We start from the raw sequence: 20,335 nt of genomic DNA on the forward strand, positions 1-20,335 counted from the left end.
CNGACATTTGAGAGGTATTTTCCATGAGTTTGAAAGACAAACTGCCCGGCCCATTGGGCTTCGGCACCGCCCCGTTGGGCAATATGTTCCGCGCCATTCCTGAAGACGAAGCCCAGGCCACTGTNNNCGCCGCATGGAATGCTGGCGTGCGTTTCTTCGACACCGCGCCGTTTTATGGTTCGGGCCTGTCGGAGATTCGCTTGGGTACTGCACTGGCCCAATACAACCGCGACGACTACGTGCTGAGCAGCAAAGTCGGCCGGGTCATCCTCGATGAAGTCGAAGACGCCTCGGCCCGCGATCTGGGCGAAAAGAGCGGGGTGTTTGAACACGGTCGACCGAACAAGATGCTCAACGACTACAGCGCCGACGCTACCTTGCGTTCCATCGAAGACAGCCTTGAACGCCTGCAAACCGATCGCCTGGACATCGTCTGGATTCACGACATCGCCCAGGACTTCTACGGCGACCAGTGGCTGGACTACTTCAACCAGGCGCGCACCGGCGCCTTCAAGGTATTGACCCGCTTGCGCGAAGAAGGCGTGATCAAGGCCTGGGGCTTGGGCGTGAACAAGGTCGAACCTTGCGAGCTGACCCTTGATCTGACCGANGCCCAGCCCGACGGTTTTTTGCTGGCGGGTCGCTACACNTTGCTCGACCATGAGCGTGCGCTGCAACGTTTGATGGACGCAGCCCTGGCGCAGAACGTCGAGATTGTCGTTGGCGGCCCTTACAGTTCNGGCATTCTGGCCGGCGGTACCCACTTCGAATACCAGAAAGCCAGCCCGGCGATCGTCGACAAAGTCGAGCAGATCAAACGCATCGCGGCGGCCCACGGTGTCGACATCAAGGCCGCTGCGTTGCAGTTCTCGTTGGCTAACCCGGCCGTGGCTGCGGTGATTCCGGGCTCCGGCCGTCCGGACCGGATTGCTGAAGACGTTGCCGCACTGACGGCCGTGATTCCCCCTGCGTTCTGGCAGGCGATGCGCGACGCAAAACTGGTGAGCGAACGCGCGCCATTGCCCCTCTGAGGAGTTTGAGCATGAAAATCGATCTGACCGGCAAAGTAGCCATCGTCAGCGGCAGCACCGCAGGCATTGGCCTGGGCATCAGCCAGGCGCTGGCAGAGTCCGGTGCGACCGTGGTGGTGATCGGGCGNGAGACGGCCAAGGTCGAACAGGCACTGGCGAGCATTCGCCAGAGTGTGCCGGGCGCGCAACTGCGTGGCCTGACCGCCGACCTCGGTACCGCCGAAGGTGCCGAGCAACTGTTCGTCGCCGAACCGCGGGCGGACATCCTGGTGAACAACCTCGGAATCTTCAACGAGGTGGATTTTTTCGACACGCCGGACAGTGAGTGGACGCGTTTCTACGAGGTCAACGTGATCTCCGGCGTGCGCCTGTCCCGGCATTACGTACCGGACATGGTCAAGCAGGGCTGGGGCCGGGTGATTTTCCTGTCCTCGGAATCCGGCATCGCCATCCCGGCGGANATGATCAACTACGGCGTGACCAAAAGCGCCAATTTGGCCGTGTCCCACGGCCTGGCCAAGCGTCTGGCCGGTACNGGCGTGACGGTCAACGCGATCCTGCCCGGCCCGACGCTGACCGATGGCCTGGAGCAGATGCTCAAGGACGCCACTGCCAAATCGGGGCGCAGCGTTCAGGAGGAAGCCGACGCGTTCGTGCGCAAAGCCCGGCCGACGTCGATCATTCAGCGTGTGGCGAATGTCGAGGAAGTCGCGAACCTGGTGGCCTACATCGCCTCGCCGCTGTCCTCGGCCACGACGGGCGCGGCATTGCGGGTCGACGGCGGTGTCGTCGACAGCATGGCGATCTGATTTTTTTTGATTGAGAGAGAGGATTACATGGCAAAAGCATCAGCATTTATCGATATTCCGGCTTCGGTCGATGAGGTGTGGCAATTGATTGGCGGCTTCGACACGCTGCCGGACTGGCTGCCGTTTATCCCGAAAAGCGAACTGAGTGAAGGCGGTCGGGTGCGCAGCCTGCAAACGGCGGATGGGGCGGTGGTGGTTGAGCGGTTGGAGACGTTTGATAACGCCGGCAAGACTTACAGCTACTCGATTTTGCAGGCACCGTTTCCGGCGACTGAGTACCTGGCGACGCTCAAGGTCGAGGCCCAGGGGCAGGGGGCTCGGGTGACGTGGTCGGGTCGGTTCTTGCCGGTTGGGGTGAGTGATCAGGAGGTTGAGGCGTTATTTACCGGGATTTATCAGGGTGGGCTCGAGGCCCTGCGGGCGAACTACCCAACCTGACAGGCACCACAAAACCCTGTGGGAGCGGGCTTGCCCGCGATAGCGGAGTGTCAGACGACAGTGTTTTGCCTGTCAGGCCGCCATCGCGGGCAAGCCCGCTCCCACAGGTTTTGTGTCAACTCGGATGTTTGGGTCAGGTCTGGGGAATCAATTTCTGACCGCAATCGAGCACCAACCGCGCACCACCCAGTTCACTGGTGCCCACCTCCAGCGCAAACCCATGCAGGCTGACAATCGCCGCGACGATCGACAGGCCCAGCCCGAACCCGCTTTTCTGATTCCCGCCCTCGGCACGGTAAAAGCGTTGGAACACCGCTTCGCGTTCGCTTTCCGGGATGCCGGGTCCTGAGTCGAGCACTTCGATTCGCGTGTGCCCCGCGTCATTGACCCCGCGCAAAATCACCTCGCCCCCGGGCGGGGTAAATTTGATCGAGTTGCTCAGCAGGTTCGCCACGGCTTCGAATAGCAGCGCCCGATCGCCGTTCAACATTGGCAGCGACGCAGGCAATTGCAGATTGAACACCAGTTCGCCTTCCTCCGCCAGCGGCAGGTAAAAGTCATGCAGCTCCTGCAACAACGGCACCGGATCCAGCTGCACAAAACCCGAACGCCGCTGGCGGTCCTCCAGTTCGGAAATCCGCAGCAATCCACGAAACCGCGCCATCAAGGTATCCGCTTCACCGAGCACCGAGTCCAGCTGCACGGCCAGCGTCGAGCCGTCATCCGCCTGCTGCTGGATTCGATACAGCTGCGCTCGCAAGCGGGTCAGCGGTGTGCGCAGGTCATGGGCGATGTTGTCGCACACGCCCTTGACCTCGTTCATCANCCTCTCAATGCGTTCGAGCATGGCGTTGACGATGGCGGCGAGCATGTCCAGCTCATCGCGGCGGTTGGACAGCGGCAAACGNCGGGTCAGGTCGCCGGCGACGATAGCTTCGGCGCTGGCCTGGATCCCGCGAATGCGTCGTAGCGGGCGCCGCCTCAACAGGTGCCAACCGGCGATGCCGGGCAAAATGGTCAGCGTCACGCCCCAGAGCAACGCGTGCAGAATGATGCGGGTCACGGCAAACAACGAACCGTTATCGCGCACCAGTACCAGCCAGCGACCGTCCTTGGTCTGGGTCGCGACCGCGTCGCAACTGTCGGCGGGCAGGCTGGGGTCGTCAGACTCGGCGCAGTCGCCGAGCATGTGGATCTTGCCATCCAGTGGCAAGCCTTTGGGTATGTGCCGCAGCGCACCGCTGAGGTAACGGTGCTGTGAATCGAACAGGCCGTAGGCGTCGATGCCGCGAATGTCGAAGGTCATGCTGACGGCGAGGGCGTCGGCCAATTGTTCGCCTTGAAAGTGCGAAAACAGGTGCTGGCGCTGCATCAGCGAATGCTTGGCCAGATTGTCCAGGTAGGCGGACACCTCGTAGTACATGACCCCCATCAGAATCCCGCTCCAGATCACGAACAGCGAGCTGTAAAGCGCCAGCAAGCGGCTGCTGGAGGAGCGCCAGCCCTTAGAGGGGTTCAGCAATGACATAACCGGAACCTCGTACCGTCCGAATCAGTGGGACTTTGCCAGGCGGGTCGATCTTCTTGCGCAGCCGGCCGATGTGCACATCGATGAGGTTGGTGCCGGGGTCGAAGTGATACCCCCAGACTTCCTCGAAAATCATCATCCGCGACAAAATCTGCCCGGTGTTGCGCATCAGGAACTCGAGCAGTTTGTATTCGGTNGGCAGCAGCGTCAGCAACTGATCGTCGCGGCTGGCTTCGTGGCTGATCAGGTTCAGCTCAAGATCGGCCACCCGCAGCGTGGTCGCCTGGGCCGTGACCGTGTTCTGGCGACGCAACAGGACTTCAACCCGGGCGGCCATTTCATCGGTGGCAAACGGCTTGGTCAGGTAATCGTCCCCGCCGGCGCGCAAGCCGCGCACTCGCTCGTCGACNTCGGAGAGGGCGCTGATCATCAGGATCGGCGTCGACACCCCGATGGTNCGCAGGGTCGTGACNATGGCCAGGCCATCNAGCTCCGGCAACATGCGGTCGAGGGTGATCAGATCGTANTTGCCACTCACAGCGCGGACCAGGCCTTCGCGGCCGTTGTTGACCCAATCGACGTCGAGGCCGTGGCTACTGAGTTCGGCGACGATTTCCCGGGCGGTCACGGCGTCGTCTTCGATGGTCAAGATGCGGGTCATAGGGCCTGCCTGATTAGAGGTGCTCAACATAGAGCGGCATTTTGCCAAGAAATGACCGCCGGCTTTCTAAATAAAACTTCATGCGAGCTCGCTTTTGATCAATGCATAAAACCCGCTGCTATCCAGCCATCCTTGCAAAATGCAACGGGATTGGAAGTTCAAAATTTATAACTGATTGAAATAAAACGATTTATTAAAAGTCCTCGACTGGCACGGTGACTGCACTTCCTCCTTCGAAGAGTTGTAACACCATCTTTCTGCCTGGAGCGATAAAACAATGAATAGATCCTCTGATGGTTTCTATCCTGCCTACGAAGAATCAAGCACGCTCTCGGGTGTGTCCTGGGGCGCGATCTTCGCCGGTGCCGCTGCGGCGGCGGCGTTGTCGCTGATTCTGGTGCTACTGGGATTTGGTCTGGGATTCTCGGCCGTTTCTCCGTGGGCCAACGAAGGCGTGAGTGCCAAGGGCTTGGGCATTTCAACGATCGTGTGGCTGGCGGTGACGCAAATCGTGGCGTCCGGGCTCGGTGGCTACATCGCCGGTCGTCTGCGGGTGAAGTGGGCCAACATGCACGGCGATGAAGTCTATTTCCGAGACACGGCCCATGGCTTCCTGGCCTGGTGCGTGGCCACGCTGGTAACCGCGACGCTGGTCGTCGGTTCGGTCAGCAGCATTGTCAGCGGCGGCGTGCAAGCCGGGGCGAGTGTGGTAGGTGGCGCTGCCAGTGTTGCGACTCAAGCGGCGGGCACCGCGGCGGGTAATACCGACAGTGACCAGTACGGCTATTTTGTAGACAGCCTGTTCCGCGATGATCGTCCGGCTGCCGTCAGCGATGACGCCGCTCGTAGCACCGTGACTCGCATCTTCGTCCGCTCCTTGAGCAATGACGGTCAGCTGTCCGCCGAAGACCGGACTTACCTGGCGCAATTGGTCGCTCAGCGCACCAACCTGACCCAGGCCGATGCCGAACGCCGTGTCGATGAAGTCTATGCCCGCACCCAGAAAGCCGTGGCCGACGCCAAGCTCGCTGCGCAACAAGCGGCTGACACTGCCGCCAAAGTCGCTGCCTGGACCTCGCTGTGGATGTTCATTGCNCTGNTGATCGGTGCGTTTTTTGCCAGCCTTGCCGCGACCTTCGGCGGCCGTCGTCGGGATGCCGTGGTGTATCTGGAAACCGACACCTACGCGACCACCACTTCCGTGCCACCTGTTCGCTAACCCAGGAGAATTACCATGCGCTCATTACTACTGTTCTTTCTTGGCGTGCCCATCCCGATCATCATCCTGATCGCCCTGTTCATGCATTGATCGACTGAGGCTCATGCCTCTGCCGCTTCCGCCTCGGGTGGAAGCGGCGTTTTGCTTTCTGGCGGCCAATAAAGCGAAGATGCCCCACCTTGGGAGCGAGCCTGCTCGCGATAGCGGACTTTCAGTCGATGATGATGTCGCCTGATGCACCGCTTTCGCGAGCAGGCTCGCTCCCACATTTAGTTTGCATTGACTCAAGAAGGGGAGAAGCACATTGGACAAAAAGGAAATCAAACGGCAACTGGTGGCGATGCTCGACGCCGGGCGTTCCAAAACCGAGACGTTCAAGGCGTTCTCCGGTGGGGCGGTCAAGGATCGGGTACTGGCTTACTGGATTGGGGCCAGGCCGGATCCGGCACTGCGCGAAAAGCACTCACTCAAGGTCAACATTCTGATCGCGCTGACTTGCGTTCAAGCCTTGCTGGGTGCTGTCTCCGGGTTTTTCCTGGGCGCGATGATCGGCTCCGGTGCGGTCGTGTTCTTCACCTTGTTTGCGGCATTGGTACCGCTGGCGTTCGCCTGGGGCTTCTACAAGTACGTGCCACAGGCTTACACCATTTACGTGATTCTGACGGTCAGCCAGGTCTCGCGGATGTTCAAGGGTTACGAAGAAGACCCGGTGATGACTGTGGTCGGCGTCGCAATCACCTTGGGCATGGCGTTCTTCGTCGCCTTGGTCAAAAACCTGCTGTTTCCGGACCTGGGCTTCGTGGGCTCGAAAAAGGTCAAGGGTGAGTACGTGTTCTCCAACTGATCGACAGGTTGGGGTGTGGAGTCTTTCACTGGCCTGGATCAATATTCTCTTCTGCGATATCTCCTACCGTAAAAGATCCAAGCCCCTGCTGCGGCTTCGACTACATTGCTTTGACGCGCACCCTGTTGCGCTGTCGAAGTACCGGTGCGAGCTTTTTACCGAGTCGTTGGCCCGCAAGGTGTAGTGCAGCAAGGAGCTGTGGAACCTCACCTGAACTCTCATGGAAGAACATCGCAATGCCTCGCCTAGACAGAATGTTTGATATCCAGCCGCTGCCGCGCGCGGATATGACTGTGCACATCAATGGCCAACCGGTCAGCGCCGCCCTCGGTGAAACCGTCCTCTCGGTCATTCAATCCCTTGGCCTGCGCCAGGTGGCCCGAAACGATCACGATCAAATCAGCGGCGCCTATTGCGGCATGGGCGTGTGCCAATGCTGCCTGGTGAAAATCAATGGGCGGCACAAACGTCGCGCCTGCCAGACCGTGGTGCGTGATGGCATGCGGATCGAAACCCAAGTCAACCGCATCGTTGAGCAGGAGGGTGTATGAGCCTGCTTCCGGTGATTGTCGGCGGTGGGCCGGCAGGGATGGCGGCGGCCATTGAACTGGCCCGGCACGGCGTGCGTTGCACGTTGCTTGAAGAAGCTTCGCGGCTGGGCGGCGTGGTCTATCGCGGACCTTTGCGCGATGGCGTGCAACTCGACTATCTGGGGCCGCGGTACTCGGAGGCGCTGGCCACCTTGCATGGCGAGTTCCAGGCGCACGCGGCGCTGATCGATGTGCGCCTGAATCACCGCGTGATCGGCGCAGAAGGCACGCGCGCGTTGGTGGTGCTGGACAGCGAGGAGCAGTTGCAGGAAGTCGACTACCCGCAATTGCTGCTCGCCGCCGGTTGCCATGAGCGCAGCGTGCCGTTTCCTGGCTGGACCTTGCCCGGCGTGATCCTGCTGGGCGGCCTGCAATTACAAATCAAGAGCGGTGTGGTCAAGCCTCAAGGTCCTGTGGTGATTGCCGGCACCGGCCCTTTATTGCCGTTGGTGGCCTGTCAGCTGCACGCGTCCGGTGTGACCGTCGCCGGTGTTTACGAGGCGTGCGCGTTCGGCAAGATCGCTCGGGAAAGCCTGTCGTTGCTGAACAAGCCGCAGTTGTTCCTCGATGGCTTGAGCATGCTCGCGTTCCTCAAACTGCACGGCATCCCGATGCATTACGGCTGGGGCGTGGTGGCGGCGCAGGGCGAAGGAGAGCTGAATGCCGTGACCGTGGCGCCATATTCCAGCACCTGGGTGCCGGACCTGAGCCGTGCCGAGCAGATTGCTGCGCAAACCCTGGCGGTTGGCTACGGTTTTATCCCGCGCACCCAACTCAGTCAGCAGATGGGCCTGAACCACAGGTACAGTGACGATGGTTACCTGCGGGCCAGTGCCAATATCTGGCAGCAAAGCAGCGAGCCTCACGTGCACCTGGCCGGTGACATGGGCGGCATTCGCGGTGGCGAAGCGGCGATGCTTGCAGGACGGATTGCGGCCACATCGATCCTGCTGCAACGGGACGTGCTGGACGCGGAACTGGCCCTGGTACGGCGCAATCGTTTTTTGTCGAAACTCAAGGCCATCGTGCGCTTTCGTGCGGCGGTCGACCGCTACACCGAGCGCGGTGCCGGGCAAACCGCGCTGCCGGCCGCCGACACCGTGATCTGCCGCTGCGAACACGTCACCCGCGCCGACATCGACCGGGCGCTGGAGCAGGGCGTGCAAGACCTCGCTAGCCTGAAAATGCGCACTCGGGTGAGCATGGGCGATTGTCAGGGGCGGATGTGCGTTGGTTATTGCACCGACCGCTTGCGCGAAGTCACGGGTCGGCAGGATGTGGGCTGGTTGCGTCCGCGCTTCCCAATCGATCCGATTCCCTTTTCTGCATTCACCTCCGTCGGCATGGAGGCCGCGAATCATGAGTAAGTGTTATGACGTGGTCATCGCCGGTGGCGGTGTGATCGGGGCGTCCTGCGCCTATCAATTGTCGAAACGCAAAAACCTCAGGGTCGCCTTGATTGACTGTAAGCGCCCGGGCAACGCCACCCGCGCGTCAGCCGGCGGCTTGTGGGCGATTGGCGAGTCGGTAGGACTGGGCTGCGGGGTGATTTTCTTTCGCATGATGTCGGCCAATCGCAAGCGTGAAGCCCAGGGTTCGGCGGTGGTGGTGGATGCCAGCACGCCGCACATTTTGCCGCAGTCGTTCTTCGATTTTGCCTTGCAGTCCAACGCGATGTACCCGGCGCTGCATCAGGAGTTGAAAGACCGTCACGGGATGGATTTCAAGTTCGAGAAGACTGGCCTGAAATTCGTGATCTACGACGATGAAGACCGCCTCTACGCCGAGCACATCGTCGCCTGCATTCCACATTTGGCGGACCAGGTGCGCTGGCTCGATCAGGCCGCGCTGCGCGAGGCCGAGCCGAGTGTCAGCCATGAGGCGAGCGGGGCGCTGGAATTTCTCTGCGACCATCAAGTCAGTCCGTTCCGACTGGCCGATGCCTACACCGAAGGCGCGCGACAGAACGGCGTGGACCTGCATTTCAACACCAACGTCACAGGAGTCTTGCACCATGGGTCTCGCGTCAGCGGCGTGCAGACGGCCGAGGCCGGGGTGTTTCACTGCAACACCCTGATCAACGCAGCGGGTGCCTGGGCGGCGGATTTGAGTGAGCAGGCCACCGGTATCCGGATTCCGGTAAAACCGGTGAAGGGGCAGATTCTGCTGACCGAGCGCCTGCCGAAGATCCTCAATGGGTGCCTGACCACCAGCGATTGTTATGTGGCGCAGAAGGACAACGGCGAGATCCTGATTGGCAGCACGACGGAGGATAAAGGCTTCGACGTGACCACCACCTACCCGGAAATTGCCGGGCTGGTGCAGGGCGCGGTGCGGTGTATTCCCGAACTCGCGGATGTGAACCTCAAACGGACCTGGGCGGGGCTGCGGCCGGGGTCGCCGGATGAGTTGCCGATCTTGGGGCCGATGAACGGGGTAGAGGGCTATCTCAATGCTTGTGGGCATTTCCGCACGGGGATTCTGACGTCGGCGATTACCGGGGTGTTGCTGGATAAGCTGGTGAACGGTGAGGCGCTGCCGCTGGATATCACGCCGTTTTTGGCGGATCGGTTTGCGGTGGAGACCGTTGAGCTGAAGAAGTTGGCCTGACCTCACACCGCGTTATCGTTCATCGCGAGCAAGCTCGCTCCCACATTGGATTTGTGTCGATCACAACCCCCCTGTGGGAGCGAGCTTGCTCGCGATGGCGTCATCACTATCACCCAATGACTCAAACCTTACCCGCTTCCCGCTCCTCCATCTGATCCGCCTCAAACAACCGCGCCAATTCCGCCCGGGCTTCCTGGGCGGTCTGCAGCACCTTCGCCGCATCGTCATAAACCGCATGCTGAGCCTCCAGCACCTGTTCATCGTGATGCTTGAAGCGCTTGATCCGTGCATCGGCCTGCGCCTGGGTCAGCCCCAGTCCGACCAGGGTGCGACGACTCATTTCCAGACTCGAATAATAGGTTTCCCGAATCGCCTCGGCGCCAAGGTCCACCAACCGGTGCACATGCTGACGGTTACGGGCCCGGGCGATGATCTTGATGTGCGGGTAGCGCGTGCGCACCAATTCGGCGGTCTTGATGTTGATCTCCGGGTCGTCCATGGCGATCACGAAGAATTCCGCCTGCTCGACCTTGGCCGCGCTGAGGATTTCCGGGCGCATCGGATCGCCGTAGAACACCGGCACGCCGCCGAAGCTGCGGGACAGCTCGATGGTTTCCACGGACGTGTCCAGCGCCACGAACTTGATGTTCTGTGCCCGCAGAATCCGCGCCACGATCTGCCCCATCCGACCCATGCCAGCGATCACTACACGCGGTGCGTCGGTGTCGATTTCGCGGAATTTCTCCGGCACCACCACGGGCTGCACCTTCGGCGAATACAGGCGTGCGCACAGCAGCAACAGCAGCGGCGTGACAGCCATGGACAGGGTGATCGTCAGCACCAGCAAATCGTACAGGCGCGCCTCGAACAACCCTTGGTCGCGACCAATCTTGAACACCACAAACGCGAACTCACCGCCGGCCGCCAGCACGATGCCCAGGCGAATCGCGCTGACTTTGCCCAACCCACCGGCCAATCGACCCACCACAAACAGCAGCGGCAGTTTGATTGCGATCAGCAACAAGGTCAGGCCCAACACCGTGATCGGCGCGCTGAGCAGTAGGCTCAGGTTGGCGCCCATGCCCACGCTGATAAAAAACAGGCCGAGCAACAGGCCCTTGAACGGCTCGATCTGGGATTCGAGTTCGTGACGGTACTCCGAGTCCGCCAGCAGCAGCCCGGCGAGGAATGCACCGAGGGCCATGGATACGCCCACCAGTTCCATCAGCCAGGCGGTGCCGATCACCACCAGCAGCGCAGTGGCGGTAGACACTTCGCGCAAACCGGTCTTGGCCACCACGCGAAACACCGGGCGCAGCAGATACCGCCCGCCGATCACCACCACCGCGATGCTGCCCAACACCCGCAAGCCGTGATTCAAATCCTCGGCCGCCGTGGTGGTGTGATCGCCGCCCGCCAGCAACGGCACCATGGCGATCAGCGGGATTGCGGCGATGTCCTGGAACAGCAGAATCGCAAAGGCCAGCCGCCCATGCGGNCTGGTCAGTTCCTTGCGCTCGGCCAGGCTTTGCAGGCCAAACGCGGTGGACGACAGCGCCAGCCCAAGGCCGAGGACGATGGCACTGTTCAACGACTGGCCGAAGACAAACAGCGCCAGCACGCTAATCACCGAGCCGGTCAACAGCACCTGTGCCAGGCCCACGCCAAATACCGATTTACGCATCACCCACAAGCGACGCGGCGACAATTCCAGGCCGATGATGAACAGCAGCAACACCACGCCGAGCTCGGAGATGTGGCTGACGCTTTGTGGGTTGCCGATCAAACCCAGTACCGACGGCCCGATAATGACGCCGGCAAACAGATAACCCAGCACCGCTCCCAATTGCAGGCGTTTGGCCAAGGGCACGGTGAGCACCGCGGCGAACAGAAACACAACGGCGGCTTGTAAAAGGTTGCCTTCATGGGGCATGACAAAACTCCATCTACTCGGTACGGCGGGGGCGACAGGATAAAGGTTGGAGCCACAGGCGTCAGCAAAGAGCTGGAGTCATGCTGTTACAGCTTGCATCAATTGGTTACATTCATAGGATAAGCTGATTAATCTGTCCGTCCCTCGAGTGCACACCATGGCGATCAATTTCGACCTCAACGATCTGCAAGCCTTCCGGGCCGTGGTCGAGCAGGGCAGCTTCCGCAAGGCGGCCGATACCGTGCGCATTTCCCAGCCAGCACTGAGCCGGCGAATTGAAAAACTCGAAGATGCCCTCGGTGTGCGCTTGTTCGAGCGCACCACCCGCAAGGTCAGCCTGACCCAGGCCGGGCGTGGTTTTATGCCGAGTGTCGAGCGATTGCTCGATGACCTTGACGTCGCGTTGCTGGGCATCAGTGAAGTGGCTTCAACCCGGCTCGGCCATGTTACGGTCGCCTGTGTACCCTCGGCGGCTTATTACTTCATGCCGCGCGTAATTGCCCATTACCACCGGCAGTTCCCTCGGATCAAAGTCAAGGTACTGGACTCCAGCGCCCATGACGTGCTCAGCGCAGTGGTCAATGGTGAGGCGGATTTTGGTCTGAGTTTCATGGGCACGCTGGAGGCCGAGGTCGAGTTCGAGCCGCTGGTGCAGGAAGGTTATGTGGTGGCCTGTCGGCGCGATCATCCGTTGGCCGGGCGCAGCAGCGTGAGCTGGGATGAGTTTTATCAGCAGGATTACATCTCGCTGGACAAGACGTCCGGTAATCGTTTTTTGCTGGACCAGGCACTGGCCGGCATCGTGCCGCAGCGACCGAGTATCTGCGAAACCCGTCATGTCACGACGATGATTGGACTGGTGGAGGCAGGGTTGGGTGTGGCTGCGGTGCCATTGATGGCGATGCCGGCAGCCGATCATCCGATCCTGACGCGTGTGCCGCTGACCGACCCGCAGGTGATGCGCAGTGTCGGTCTGATCAAACGCCGGGGGCGAACCCTGACCCCGGCGGCGTTGGAACTGGAACGGCTGGTGGTGGAAATGAAAGTGCAGCCACCCGTTCTCAGCGGCTGACCGAATCCAGACCGGTTGCTTTCACGTCCGACTGAGCGGCCGAGGAGGCCATATAGTCAAGCAGTGCCTTGGCTTCGGCCGGGTGTTGCGCGCCGACCGGTATGCCGGCCGCAAAACGTGTCACTGACTGCACCGATTCCGGAATCTTCGCCACAAAACTGACCCCCGGCACTGGCAGCAATTCGCTGACTTGCTGGAATCCCAACTGATAATCACCTGTGGCAACCACCGAGCCGACCGGGATCTTCGGAATCATCGTCGATTTGGGCTTCAGTTGATCTTCTATGCCCAGACGCTTGAACAGTTGATTCTCGATGTAGACGCCGCTGGCGCTGTCGGAGTACGCCACTGACCGGGCCTCCAGCAAGGTCTTTTTCAGGCCGTCGACAGAGCTGATGTCTGGCTTTGGCGCGCCTGTACGCACCACCAGACCGATCCGCGAATCCGCCAGTTCCACCCGTGAAGCAGGGTCGACCTTGCCTTGTTTGATCAAGTCATCCAGGGCATAACCGACCATGATCACCACGTCGGCATGTTCGCCACGGGCGAGGCGATTGGGGATCGCTTCCGGCGCCTTCCCCATCGACGGCCCCAGCGCGGTGTCGAGCGTGTTGCCGGTGGATGCGGCGAACTTCGGACCGAGGATTTTGTAGGCAGCGGTAAAGCCACCGGAGGTCATCACGCGAATCTCTTCAGCCTGGGCGACCGTACTCAGGCCAAGGCTGGCTGCCAAGGCCAGGGCTGCAAAGTTAAATAGCTTCTTCATGGGCATTCTCGAAAAGGACGGGTTCAAGACATCGCCGGTTGCAGGCGACCGGTCGAGCGACGGTAGAGGTACAGCGTCGCGCACAAGGCGCAGAGCGCGGCGAAACTCATCCAGTAGCCGGGCGCGGCCTTGTCGCCGGTGTACTGAATCAGGAAGGTCGACATCGCCGGGGTGAACCCACCGAAGATCGCCGTCGCCAGGCTATAGGCCAGGGAGAAGCCCGCCACGCGCACTTCCACCGGCATGATTTCCGTCAGCGCGGCGATCATCGCGCCGTTGTACAAGCCGTAAATGAACGACAGCCACAGCAACACCAGCAGCATGTGCATGAAGCTCGGCGCGTTGACCAGGAAGGTCAGTGCCGGATACGCGGTGGCGAGGGTCAACAACGCCATGGCGATCAACACCGGACGCCGACCGATACGATCGGACAAGGCCCCGCCCAGCGGCAGCCAGCAGAAGTTCGACACACCCACCAGCAAGGTCACCAGCAGCGCATCGGACGTGCTCAGATGCAGCACGGTTTTACCGAACGTCGGTGCGTACACGGTGATCAGGTAGAAGGCCGTCGTGGTCAGCGCGACCATCATCATTCCGGCGAAGACGATCACCCAGTTCTGCGCCAGTGTGCGGAAAACTTCGCCCATACTCGGGCGGTGTTTGCGCGCGGTGAATTCTTCGGTTTCTTCCAGGTTGCGCCGCAGGAAGAAAATGAACGGCACGATCAGGCAGCCAACGAAAAACGGTATCCGCCAGCCCCAGTCGGCAATCATCGCCGGCGCCATCCATTGATTCAGCCCATAACCCAAGGCCGCTGCGACAATAATTGCCACTTGCTGGCTGGCCGACTGCCAACTGGTGAAAAAGCCTTTGTTGCCGGGCGTGGCGATCTCCGAGAGGTACACCGAGACACCGCCCATTTCTGCACCCGCCGAGAAGCCCTGCAGCAATCGGCCGATCAGCACGATGGCCGGTGCGAACAAACCGATGGTTTGATAACCCGGCACCAGCACGATCAGCAAGGTCCCGCTGGCCATGATCGACAGCGTCACGATCAACCCTTTGCGGCGACCCACGTCGTCGATATAGGCACCCAACACTACTGCACCCAACGGCCGCATGAGGAACCCTGCGCCGAACACCGCGAAGGTCATCATCAGCGAGGCGAATTCGCTGCTGGCCGGGAAGAACACCGCGGCGATCTGCGTGGCGTAAAAGCCGAAAAGGAAGAAGTCGAACTGTTCGAGGAAATTGCCCGACGTGACCCGGAAAATTGCACCGGCGCGAGAACGCCCGGAAGGGATTGATGCTGTCATTGACCTGTACTCCACCGCTTTTATGACGTGCATTGCCTGGACGCAGTGCACGGTTCTTATTGAGGCGAATGGTGGAACAGGGCGATCGATATGATAAGTGCATTGTTGGCATGCATTAATGCGTAGAACGGATCAATGTGCGCCGAAGGAATGATTCACCGCGAGCGCAGTCGGAGTTGGGTATGCCATCAACGGAGGATCACCCATGAACAGCAAAACCCTCATCGCCGCCCTGGCCATTGCCGCTGGCGTTGCCGGTATCAACCCCATCGTTCAGGCGGATGACCCACCCGCAAAAACCGTCCAGCCCGGCGTCAATAACACCCGAGAACTGGTGGTCGGCGACCGCGCCCCGGACATGTATCAACGCACTGAAAAAGCACTGCGCAACTGGAAAGCCAAAGGCCTGAAAGCACCGAAGGAACAGGCGCAGTGGGTGCAGATAAATGACAAGTACATGATGGTGATGATCACCAACGGCACGATTGTGGACATCACGCCGGTGGAGCGTTAGGTCGAACGGGCTATTCGCTGTGAGCGCGCACCGGGCTTTCAGTGCCCAACCGGTACTGATTATTCCCGCTGCGTTTCGCCTCATACATCGCCAGATCCGCAATATGAATCAACCGGTCCATGCTCGGCGCATGGTCCGGGAACACCGCGACCCCGAGACTGGTGCCGATGTGGCGTTGGTCGTTGCCGATGGTGATGGGCGGTGACAGTTCGACGAAGATTTTCTGGCAGATGGTGCGAGCCTCGTCTTGCAGGCTGACGCCTTGGGGCAACCCTTGCAGAATGACCACAAATTCATCGCCGCCGATCCGGGCGACGGTGTCGGTTGAGCGCAGGATTTTCTTCAATCGCGTAGCGGTGGTGATCAGCACCCGGTCGCCGGCCGCATGACCGTAGTGGTCGTTGATTGCCTTGAACCCGTTGAGATCGACAAACACCAACGCCACCCGCGTGGCGCTGACGCGTGCCTGTTCGAGCGCTTCGCACAGGCGCTCTTCAAGCACCAGGCGATTGGGGAGGCCGGTCAACGGGTCGTAATGCGCCAGGTGTTGCAGGTAACTGGCTGAGGCTTTTTCCTCGGTGATGTCGCGCACCACACCCATCATCTTGATGGTGGCGTCATGGTCGTTCTTGACCACGTTGCCGGTTTCCCGCAGCCAGCGAATGCTGCCGTCGGGCCAGACCACGCGGTATTCCTCGTCATGGTTTTCACCGGTTGTCAGGCATCGCAACTCCCCGGCCCGGACGTTGGCCCGGTCGTCCGGGTGTACGCAGGCGCAGAACAGTGCGTAGGAGGGCGTCACCTCGCCGATCTTGAAACCGAACATTCCGTAGATCGCGTCCGACCAGTAGAGTTTGTCGGTGTCGACATCCCAGTCCCAGGTGCCGATGCGGGCGAAATATTGGCTGCGCTTGAAACGCTCGGCGTCGCCATCCTGGCGGATGTGCAGGCCTTCGGACAGGCTGGCGATCAGCGCGCGTTGCTCGGCCAATTGCTTTTGCAGCGAGCGCTCGCGGCAGATCAGCGCAATGATCAGGGCAAGCATCACTGAGCCGATGGCTGCGCTGGTCCAGACGTCATTCATTCAAAAATTGCCATCGTGTCTTAGTGATCCGTGTGCCGTGGTGTCGCTTATCTTAGTTGAGGTAATGCCGGGAACCGCTCGTATGGGTTGCCAAGGGCGCACAATTCTGGGAAAACGGCGCCCATTACACCCTGTTGGGTGCGTGAACAATAGAGTGAACGTGATGAATGATGAATTGCAGATAATCGATCTTGAAGTGGGCGAGGGCAAAGCCGCCGTCAAAGGCGCGCTGATCACCACCCAATACCGCGGCTGGCTGGAAGACGGCACCGAATTCGATTCGTCCTACAGCCGTGGCAAACCTTTTCAGTGTGTGATTGGCACGGGGAGGGTGATCAAGGGTTGGGATCAGGGGATTATGGGGATGCAGGTGGGCGGCAAGCGCAAATTGCGGGTGCCGGCGCATTTGGCCTACGGCGAGCGGACGATGGGCGCGATCACGCCGAATTCGAATTTGATTTTTGAGATTGAATTGCTGGAAGTGCTGACGCGGGATGATTGATTCGTAAGTTGAAGTCAGCGTTGTAAGTAGCGAGGGGGCAACCCCCTCGCCGCAATCAGGCAGATTTCCTCACTACTCCCGCACACCGATGAAGAGGTCCAGGTCAGTCGGTAGCTGCACATCGATAGCCATGGCGATTTGCTGGATTTGCTCGGCGGTCAGCAAGCAGTCCCCGTACACGCTTTCTTCAAGGTTCTTCCAGCCGAGTACACGCATCATTGCGTTTTCAAACTCAGATAGAACGGTCAATTCGTACTTTAAGACGTCACCCTCGTGATCACCTTTTGAAAATCCACTGATCCAAAAAACATAGTGGGTCTCCTGATTTGTTCCCGGAAAGTCCTGCTGAGTGTCGCGGGCGGGGTGCCCGTCGCCTGACGATAGGGTTTGAATCGGAGGTATGTTTGTTTTGCTAGCCATGAGCGTCCTTGTTTCAACTTTTTGAAAGCGAGGCGGACGCTATCTCAATGGGCGTTAAATGGATGTAGGCATTTTCTGAATGTTGAGNNNTCTTGCGACAGTTACAAATGATGTAGTGATCAAGCGGCTAAACACCCCGCAATGACAGACGTTCAGACCTGAAACGTCTCCCGATAGGCATACAACCCCGGCGTTCCCCCGGTCATCACAAACAGCACATTGTCACCGCGCTGGAAACGTCCTTGCCTCAGATCACCCAGCAACCCGGCAAACGCTTTTCCGGAATACACCGGGTCAATCAACAAGCCTTCAGCGCGAGCCATCAGGCGCACCGCGTCGAGCATGGCGGGCGTCGGCAGGCCGTAACCGTCGCCCAGCTGACTGCCATCAATGACAATCTCTGATGCCTGAACCACGACGCGGCTTCCCAACAAGGTCAGTGCGTCCTGAGTCAACTTCACGGTCCTGTCCGCTGACGTGTCCCGGTCAGACAAGACTGAATACGACTTGACGATCGAAGCCCCCCGACCCAGCAACTGGAACCCTGCCGCGAGCCCGGCGTGGGTGCCAGCGCTGCCATTGGGCACGACCACCTGGTTGAAGGTGAGACCCAGTTGGGTTTCCTGCTGCGCGATCTCTGCTGCGCAACTTGCGTAACCGAGACTGCCCAGCGGCGTTGAGCCCCCGGTCGGTATTACCAGAACGGTGCGCCCGGTTTCCCGAAGTTGCACGGCGCGTTTCTCGGCTTCGGCGAAGGAGTCGCTGCCAGCCGCAAGCACCCGTATGTCAGCGCCAAACAACTGATCGAGCAGCACGTTGCCGTTCAGCTCGTAGTCCATTTCGGATTTTGGCACCGACCGGGTCAGGATCAATTCGCAGGCAATGCCCAGGCGGGCACACACGGCGGCCGTCAGGCGTGCATGGTTGGACTGGAGACCTCCGATGGTGATGACCGTGTCGACCCCGGCCGCGAGCGCCGCGCCGAGGTGGAATTCGAGTTTGCGCAGTTTGTTGCCGCCACCGCCGATCAACATGTGATCATCGCGCTTGAGAAACAGGCCGATGCCTTGTGCCTTCAAATCCAGCAGCTGTTCCAGGCGTTCGGCGCGCTGAATCGGCGTCGGACCTTGCAACAGATCTGCCCGCGCGAAAGAACGGAGTGACGTGTCCAGTAGGGTTTGCATCAATGGCACCTCGTTATGCACTTTATTACAGTGACTCTAGGGACAAAGTCCCGGGTGATAAACGCATCGCCGGTTATTACTCCTTTAACCTGATGTATTGAATGCAAGGCAGGGACATGAGCAAACTCAGGCAAATGGAAGTCTTCGTCGCCGTCGTCGAGGCGGGCAGCTTCGCTGATGCGGCCAGTGAAGTCGGCATGTCGGCGGTCATGGTCGGGCGGCATATCCAGGGCCTGGAGAAAACCCTTAATACCCCGCTGATTAAACGCACCACGCGCCGGCAATCCATCACGGCCGAGGGGCGCTTGTTTTACCAGGAAGCCAAACTGGCCCTGGAACAGGTGAAGTACGCGTTCAGTCGGGTGGAAGCGTCCAACCCGGAGCCCAGCGGCCTGCTGCGCATCACCGCGCCGATGAGTCTCGGCGTTTCCCTGGTCGGGCCGCTGGTGGCCGAATTCATGCAGCGTTATCCGCAGATTCAGGTCGAGCTGATTTTGAGCAATGAAGTGATCGACCTGTACGAGACGTCATTCGATCTGGCGTTCAGGATTTCCGAGCTGATTGGCGTCAACCTGCTGGCCACGCCATTGCCGCCGTATCGAATGGTGATCTGCGCCTCGCCCCGGTATCTGGAAAAATGGCAGGAACCACAGTGCCCCGAGGACCTGCATCGGCACCGAATTCTCACCCACACGTCCTGGAACAACCGGTTTGCATGGCCGCTGAGAAACGGCACCAGTGAAGTGCCCTGGCCTGAAAGCGCCGTGTTGAAGAGCAATGACGGTCAGGTGTTGTTGCAGGCGGCCGTGGCCGGTGAGGGGATTTTGATGCAGCCTGACTTTTTGGTCTCGGCGGCGTTGGCCAGTGGTGATTTGGTCCGGATCATGGACGCCTATGTTCCGCCGCCCAAGCCGGTGCAGATGGTGTATCCGCGCTCCAGGAAGTCGCTGCCCAAGCTGCAAGCCTTTGTCGACTTTGTCGCGGATCGACTGGCATGAGCGTGGCGTTCTGAAGCACAGATACCTGCAGTGCTAGCGCACGGTGTAACCGCTGTCGACCACCCAATCCTGGCCGTAAACGTTCCGTGCACCGCGGCTCAGTTGGAACAGGATGACGTCTGCCACTGCACCCGGTTCCAGGAACCTTCCGTCGAGCAGCCGCTGGTTCACCGTGTTGGCGACGTCGCCCAGGTCCTCAGGTTTCAAGCCAAGGGTTGACCAAATCGGGGTGGCGGTGGGGCCCGGCGATACGGTGTTGATACGGATGCCGTGAGGCGCCAACTCTACGGCCAGGGTCCGGGCATGGGCCATCAGTGCTGCTTTCGAGGCGATGTAGGCTGCCAGACCGGGAAAGGTCACGTTGGCCAGGAACGTACCGATGAACACCACCGAAGCGCTCACCTCAAGGTGGCCGCGCAGGCAGGCCAAGGTGTTCAGCGCACCTGCGCCGTTGACCGCCCACTGTCGGTCGAAGGCCGATACATCCAGCCCATCGGCCAGTTGGGCGATGCCTGCATTGGGCACCACGAAGTCCACGGGGCCGAGGGACTGCGCACGATTGGCCAGTCGGGCCAGGTCTTCCGGTCGGGTGACATCCCCGGCCAGCCAGATCAGTTGTTCACCAAAGCGTTCCGCGCATTCGGCCAGGCCACCGAGCTGGCGCGACATCGCCAACACGCGAGCCCCTTGTTCCAATAACCGTTCGGTGACGGCCAGGCCAATGCCGGAACTCGCGCCGGTAACAACGGCCAGGCGATTGTGAAATTCATTGAGCATGCAGCAATCCTTTTTTTGATGAGTCAGCCGTGTTTGAGG

The 20,335-nt window shown here is 60.2% G+C and carries 21 protein-coding genes; 12 read left to right on the plus strand and 9 right to left on the minus strand.

Annotated elements, in window-relative coordinates:
• Positions 1 to 23: 23 nt before the first annotated feature.
• The 3 genes from B7L09_RS30520 (at position 24) to B7L09_RS30530 (ending at position 2,278) form a co-directional block, all read left to right on the plus strand.
• Positions 24 to 1,031 carry an aldo/keto reductase gene (locus B7L09_RS30520; protein ID WP_094471917.1) on the plus strand — a complete coding sequence of 336 codons (1,008 nt, stop codon included), beginning with the start codon at positions 24 to 26 and terminating at the stop codon, positions 1,029 to 1,031.
• A gap of 11 nt (positions 1,032 to 1,042) precedes the next feature.
• Complete coding sequence (locus B7L09_RS30525; protein WP_094471918.1) at positions 1,043 to 1,840, plus strand: SDR family NAD(P)-dependent oxidoreductase; 798 nt, start codon at positions 1,043 to 1,045, stop codon at positions 1,838 to 1,840.
• A gap of 27 nt (positions 1,841 to 1,867) precedes the next feature.
• On the plus strand, positions 1,868 to 2,278 hold the full coding sequence (locus B7L09_RS30530) for an SRPBCC family protein (RefSeq protein ID WP_094471919.1): 411 nt from the start codon (positions 1,868 to 1,870) through the stop codon (positions 2,276 to 2,278).
• Positions 2,279 to 2,411: 133 nt separating this feature from the next.
• Here the strand turns inward: B7L09_RS30530 and B7L09_RS30535 are convergent, their stop codons facing one another.
• A complete protein-coding gene (locus tag B7L09_RS30535; protein ID WP_094471920.1) occupies positions 2,412 to 3,806 on the minus strand; it encodes a sensor histidine kinase in 1,395 nt (464 codons plus the stop codon).
• On the minus strand, positions 3,784 to 4,467 hold the full coding sequence (locus B7L09_RS30540; protein ID WP_094471921.1) for a response regulator transcription factor: 684 nt from the start codon (positions 4,465 to 4,467) through the stop codon (positions 3,784 to 3,786). Before B7L09_RS30540 ends, B7L09_RS30535 begins: the two co-directional genes overlap by 23 nt.
• 277 nt (positions 4,468 to 4,744) lie before the next feature.
• On the opposite strand from B7L09_RS30540, the gene B7L09_RS30545 reads away from it, so the two are divergent.
• The 5 genes from B7L09_RS30545 (at position 4,745) to hcnC (ending at position 9,730) form a co-directional block, all read left to right on the plus strand.
• Positions 4,745 to 5,686, plus strand: a complete 942-nt coding sequence (locus B7L09_RS30545; RefSeq protein WP_094471922.1) for a hypothetical protein — start codon at positions 4,745 to 4,747, stop codon at positions 5,684 to 5,686.
• Between the two features lie 304 nt (positions 5,687 to 5,990).
• Entirely contained in the window at positions 5,991 to 6,530 is a 540-nt protein-coding gene (locus B7L09_RS30550) for a hypothetical protein (protein ID WP_094471923.1), read from the plus strand.
• Between the two features lie 236 nt (positions 6,531 to 6,766).
• Positions 6,767 to 7,081, plus strand: a complete 315-nt coding sequence (gene hcnA / locus B7L09_RS30555) for a cyanide-forming glycine dehydrogenase subunit HcnA (protein WP_094471924.1) — start codon at positions 6,767 to 6,769, stop codon at positions 7,079 to 7,081.
• The gene (gene hcnB / locus B7L09_RS30560; protein ID WP_094471925.1) at positions 7,078 to 8,487 is read left to right on the plus strand and encodes a cyanide-forming glycine dehydrogenase subunit HcnB; all 1,410 of its coding nucleotides are present in this window, start codon (positions 7,078 to 7,080) and stop codon (positions 8,485 to 8,487) included. Before hcnA ends, hcnB begins: the two co-directional genes overlap by 4 nt.
• Positions 8,480 to 9,730 (plus strand): cyanide-forming glycine dehydrogenase subunit HcnC, encoded by a 1,251-nt coding sequence (hcnC, locus tag B7L09_RS30565; protein ID WP_094471926.1) that lies wholly within the window; start codon positions 8,480 to 8,482, stop codon positions 9,728 to 9,730. The genes hcnB and hcnC overlap by 8 nt, the downstream gene beginning before the upstream one ends.
• Positions 9,731 to 9,851: 121 nt before the next feature.
• Here hcnC and B7L09_RS30570 read toward each other — a convergent pair whose 3' ends face one another.
• On the minus strand, positions 9,852 to 11,663 hold the full coding sequence (locus B7L09_RS30570; protein WP_094471927.1) for a monovalent cation:proton antiporter-2 (CPA2) family protein: 1,812 nt from the start codon (positions 11,661 to 11,663) through the stop codon (positions 9,852 to 9,854).
• 157 nt (positions 11,664 to 11,820) lie between these two features.
• Here B7L09_RS30570 and B7L09_RS30575 point away from each other — a divergent pair, with 157 nt between their 5' ends.
• The gene (locus B7L09_RS30575) at positions 11,821 to 12,735 is read left to right on the plus strand and encodes a LysR family transcriptional regulator (protein WP_094471928.1); all 915 of its coding nucleotides are present in this window, start codon (positions 11,821 to 11,823) and stop codon (positions 12,733 to 12,735) included.
• On the opposite strand, the gene B7L09_RS30580 is transcribed toward B7L09_RS30575, so the two are convergent.
• The gene (locus B7L09_RS30580) at positions 12,725 to 13,501 is read right to left on the minus strand and encodes a substrate-binding domain-containing protein (protein WP_094471929.1); all 777 of its coding nucleotides are present in this window, start codon (positions 13,499 to 13,501) and stop codon (positions 12,725 to 12,727) included. The two genes, B7L09_RS30575 and B7L09_RS30580, sit on opposite strands and share 11 nt — an antisense overlap.
• Positions 13,502 to 13,524: 23 nt before the next feature.
• Entirely contained in the window at positions 13,525 to 14,817 is a 1,293-nt protein-coding gene (locus B7L09_RS30585; protein ID WP_094471930.1) for an MFS transporter, read from the minus strand.
• Positions 14,818 to 15,022: 205 nt separating this feature from the next.
• Here B7L09_RS30585 and B7L09_RS30590 point away from each other — a divergent pair, with 205 nt between their 5' ends.
• Positions 15,023 to 15,331 (plus strand): RcnB family protein, encoded by a 309-nt coding sequence (locus B7L09_RS30590; protein ID WP_094471931.1) that lies wholly within the window; start codon positions 15,023 to 15,025, stop codon positions 15,329 to 15,331.
• A gap of 10 nt (positions 15,332 to 15,341) precedes the next feature.
• Here B7L09_RS30590 and B7L09_RS30595 read toward each other — a convergent pair whose 3' ends face one another.
• Positions 15,342 to 16,415, minus strand: coding sequence for a sensor domain-containing diguanylate cyclase (locus B7L09_RS30595; RefSeq protein ID WP_094471932.1), 1,074 nt, complete (start codon positions 16,413 to 16,415; stop codon positions 15,342 to 15,344).
• Positions 16,416 to 16,578: 163 nt separating this feature from the next.
• Here B7L09_RS30595 and B7L09_RS30600 point away from each other — a divergent pair, with 163 nt between their 5' ends.
• Positions 16,579 to 16,917 carry an FKBP-type peptidyl-prolyl cis-trans isomerase gene (locus tag B7L09_RS30600; protein WP_094471933.1) on the plus strand — a complete coding sequence of 113 codons (339 nt, stop codon included), beginning with the start codon at positions 16,579 to 16,581 and terminating at the stop codon, positions 16,915 to 16,917.
• A 72-nt stretch (positions 16,918 to 16,989) separates the two neighbouring features.
• Here B7L09_RS30600 and B7L09_RS30605 read toward each other — a convergent pair whose 3' ends face one another.
• Together B7L09_RS30605 and B7L09_RS30610 are read right to left on the minus strand one after the other, a co-directional pair.
• Positions 16,990 to 17,337, minus strand: a complete 348-nt coding sequence (locus B7L09_RS30605; RefSeq protein ID WP_306823111.1) for a pyocin S6 family toxin immunity protein — start codon at positions 17,335 to 17,337, stop codon at positions 16,990 to 16,992.
• A 152-nt stretch (positions 17,338 to 17,489) separates the two neighbouring features.
• On the minus strand, positions 17,490 to 18,521 hold the full coding sequence (locus B7L09_RS30610) for a D-cysteine desulfhydrase family protein (RefSeq protein ID WP_094471934.1): 1,032 nt from the start codon (positions 18,519 to 18,521) through the stop codon (positions 17,490 to 17,492).
• A 116-nt stretch (positions 18,522 to 18,637) separates the two neighbouring features.
• On the opposite strand from B7L09_RS30610, the gene B7L09_RS30615 reads away from it, so the two are divergent.
• Positions 18,638 to 19,519, plus strand: coding sequence for a LysR family transcriptional regulator (locus tag B7L09_RS30615; protein WP_094471935.1), 882 nt, complete (start codon positions 18,638 to 18,640; stop codon positions 19,517 to 19,519).
• A gap of 33 nt (positions 19,520 to 19,552) precedes the next feature.
• Here B7L09_RS30615 and B7L09_RS30620 read toward each other — a convergent pair whose 3' ends face one another.
• Complete coding sequence (locus tag B7L09_RS30620) at positions 19,553 to 20,296, minus strand: SDR family NAD(P)-dependent oxidoreductase (protein WP_094471936.1); 744 nt, start codon at positions 20,294 to 20,296, stop codon at positions 19,553 to 19,555.
• Positions 20,297 to 20,335 lie beyond the last annotated feature (39 nt).

Origin of the sequence: Pseudomonas mandelii (assembly GCF_002251635.1) — a bacterium.
Taxonomy (GTDB): Bacteria; Pseudomonadota; Gammaproteobacteria; order Pseudomonadales; family Pseudomonadaceae; genus Aquipseudomonas; species Aquipseudomonas mandelii_B.

What these genes read in the sequence shown, in the direction of transcription:
- B7L09_RS30600 (WP_094471933.1), top strand. Translation starts at nt 16,579, where the DNA reads ATGAATGATGAATTGCAGATAATCGATCTTGAAGTGGGCGAGGGCAAA.
- B7L09_RS30575 (WP_094471928.1), top strand. Translation starts at nt 11,821, where the DNA reads ATGGCGATCAATTTCGACCTCAACGATCTGCAAGCCTTCCGGGCCGTG.
- B7L09_RS30605 (WP_306823111.1), bottom strand. Translation starts at nt 17,337, where the DNA reads ATGGCTAGCAAAACAAACATACCTCCGATTCAAACCCTATCGTCAGGC.
- B7L09_RS30580 (WP_094471929.1), bottom strand. Translation starts at nt 13,501, where the DNA reads ATGAAGAAGCTATTTAACTTTGCAGCCCTGGCCTTGGCAGCCAGCCTT.
- B7L09_RS30530 (WP_094471919.1), top strand. Translation starts at nt 1,868, where the DNA reads ATGGCAAAAGCATCAGCATTTATCGATATTCCGGCTTCGGTCGATGAG.
- B7L09_RS30620 (WP_094471936.1), bottom strand. Translation starts at nt 20,296, where the DNA reads ATGCTCAATGAATTTCACAATCGCCTGGCCGTTGTTACCGGCGCGAGT.
- B7L09_RS30615 (WP_094471935.1), top strand. Translation starts at nt 18,638, where the DNA reads ATGAGCAAACTCAGGCAAATGGAAGTCTTCGTCGCCGTCGTCGAGGCG.
- B7L09_RS30595 (WP_094471932.1), bottom strand. Translation starts at nt 16,415, where the DNA reads ATGAATGACGTCTGGACCAGCGCAGCCATCGGCTCAGTGATGCTTGCC.
- hcnB (WP_094471925.1), top strand. Translation starts at nt 7,078, where the DNA reads ATGAGCCTGCTTCCGGTGATTGTCGGCGGTGGGCCGGCAGGGATGGCG.
- hcnC (WP_094471926.1), top strand. Translation starts at nt 8,480, where the DNA reads ATGAGTAAGTGTTATGACGTGGTCATCGCCGGTGGCGGTGTGATCGGG.
- B7L09_RS30585 (WP_094471930.1), bottom strand. Translation starts at nt 14,817, where the DNA reads ATGACAGCATCAATCCCTTCCGGGCGTTCTCGCGCCGGTGCAATTTTC.
- hcnA (WP_094471924.1), top strand. Translation starts at nt 6,767, where the DNA reads ATGCCTCGCCTAGACAGAATGTTTGATATCCAGCCGCTGCCGCGCGCG.
- B7L09_RS30590 (WP_094471931.1), top strand. Translation starts at nt 15,023, where the DNA reads ATGAACAGCAAAACCCTCATCGCCGCCCTGGCCATTGCCGCTGGCGTT.
- B7L09_RS30610 (WP_094471934.1), bottom strand. Translation starts at nt 18,521, where the DNA reads ATGCAAACCCTACTGGACACGTCACTCCGTTCTTTCGCGCGGGCAGAT.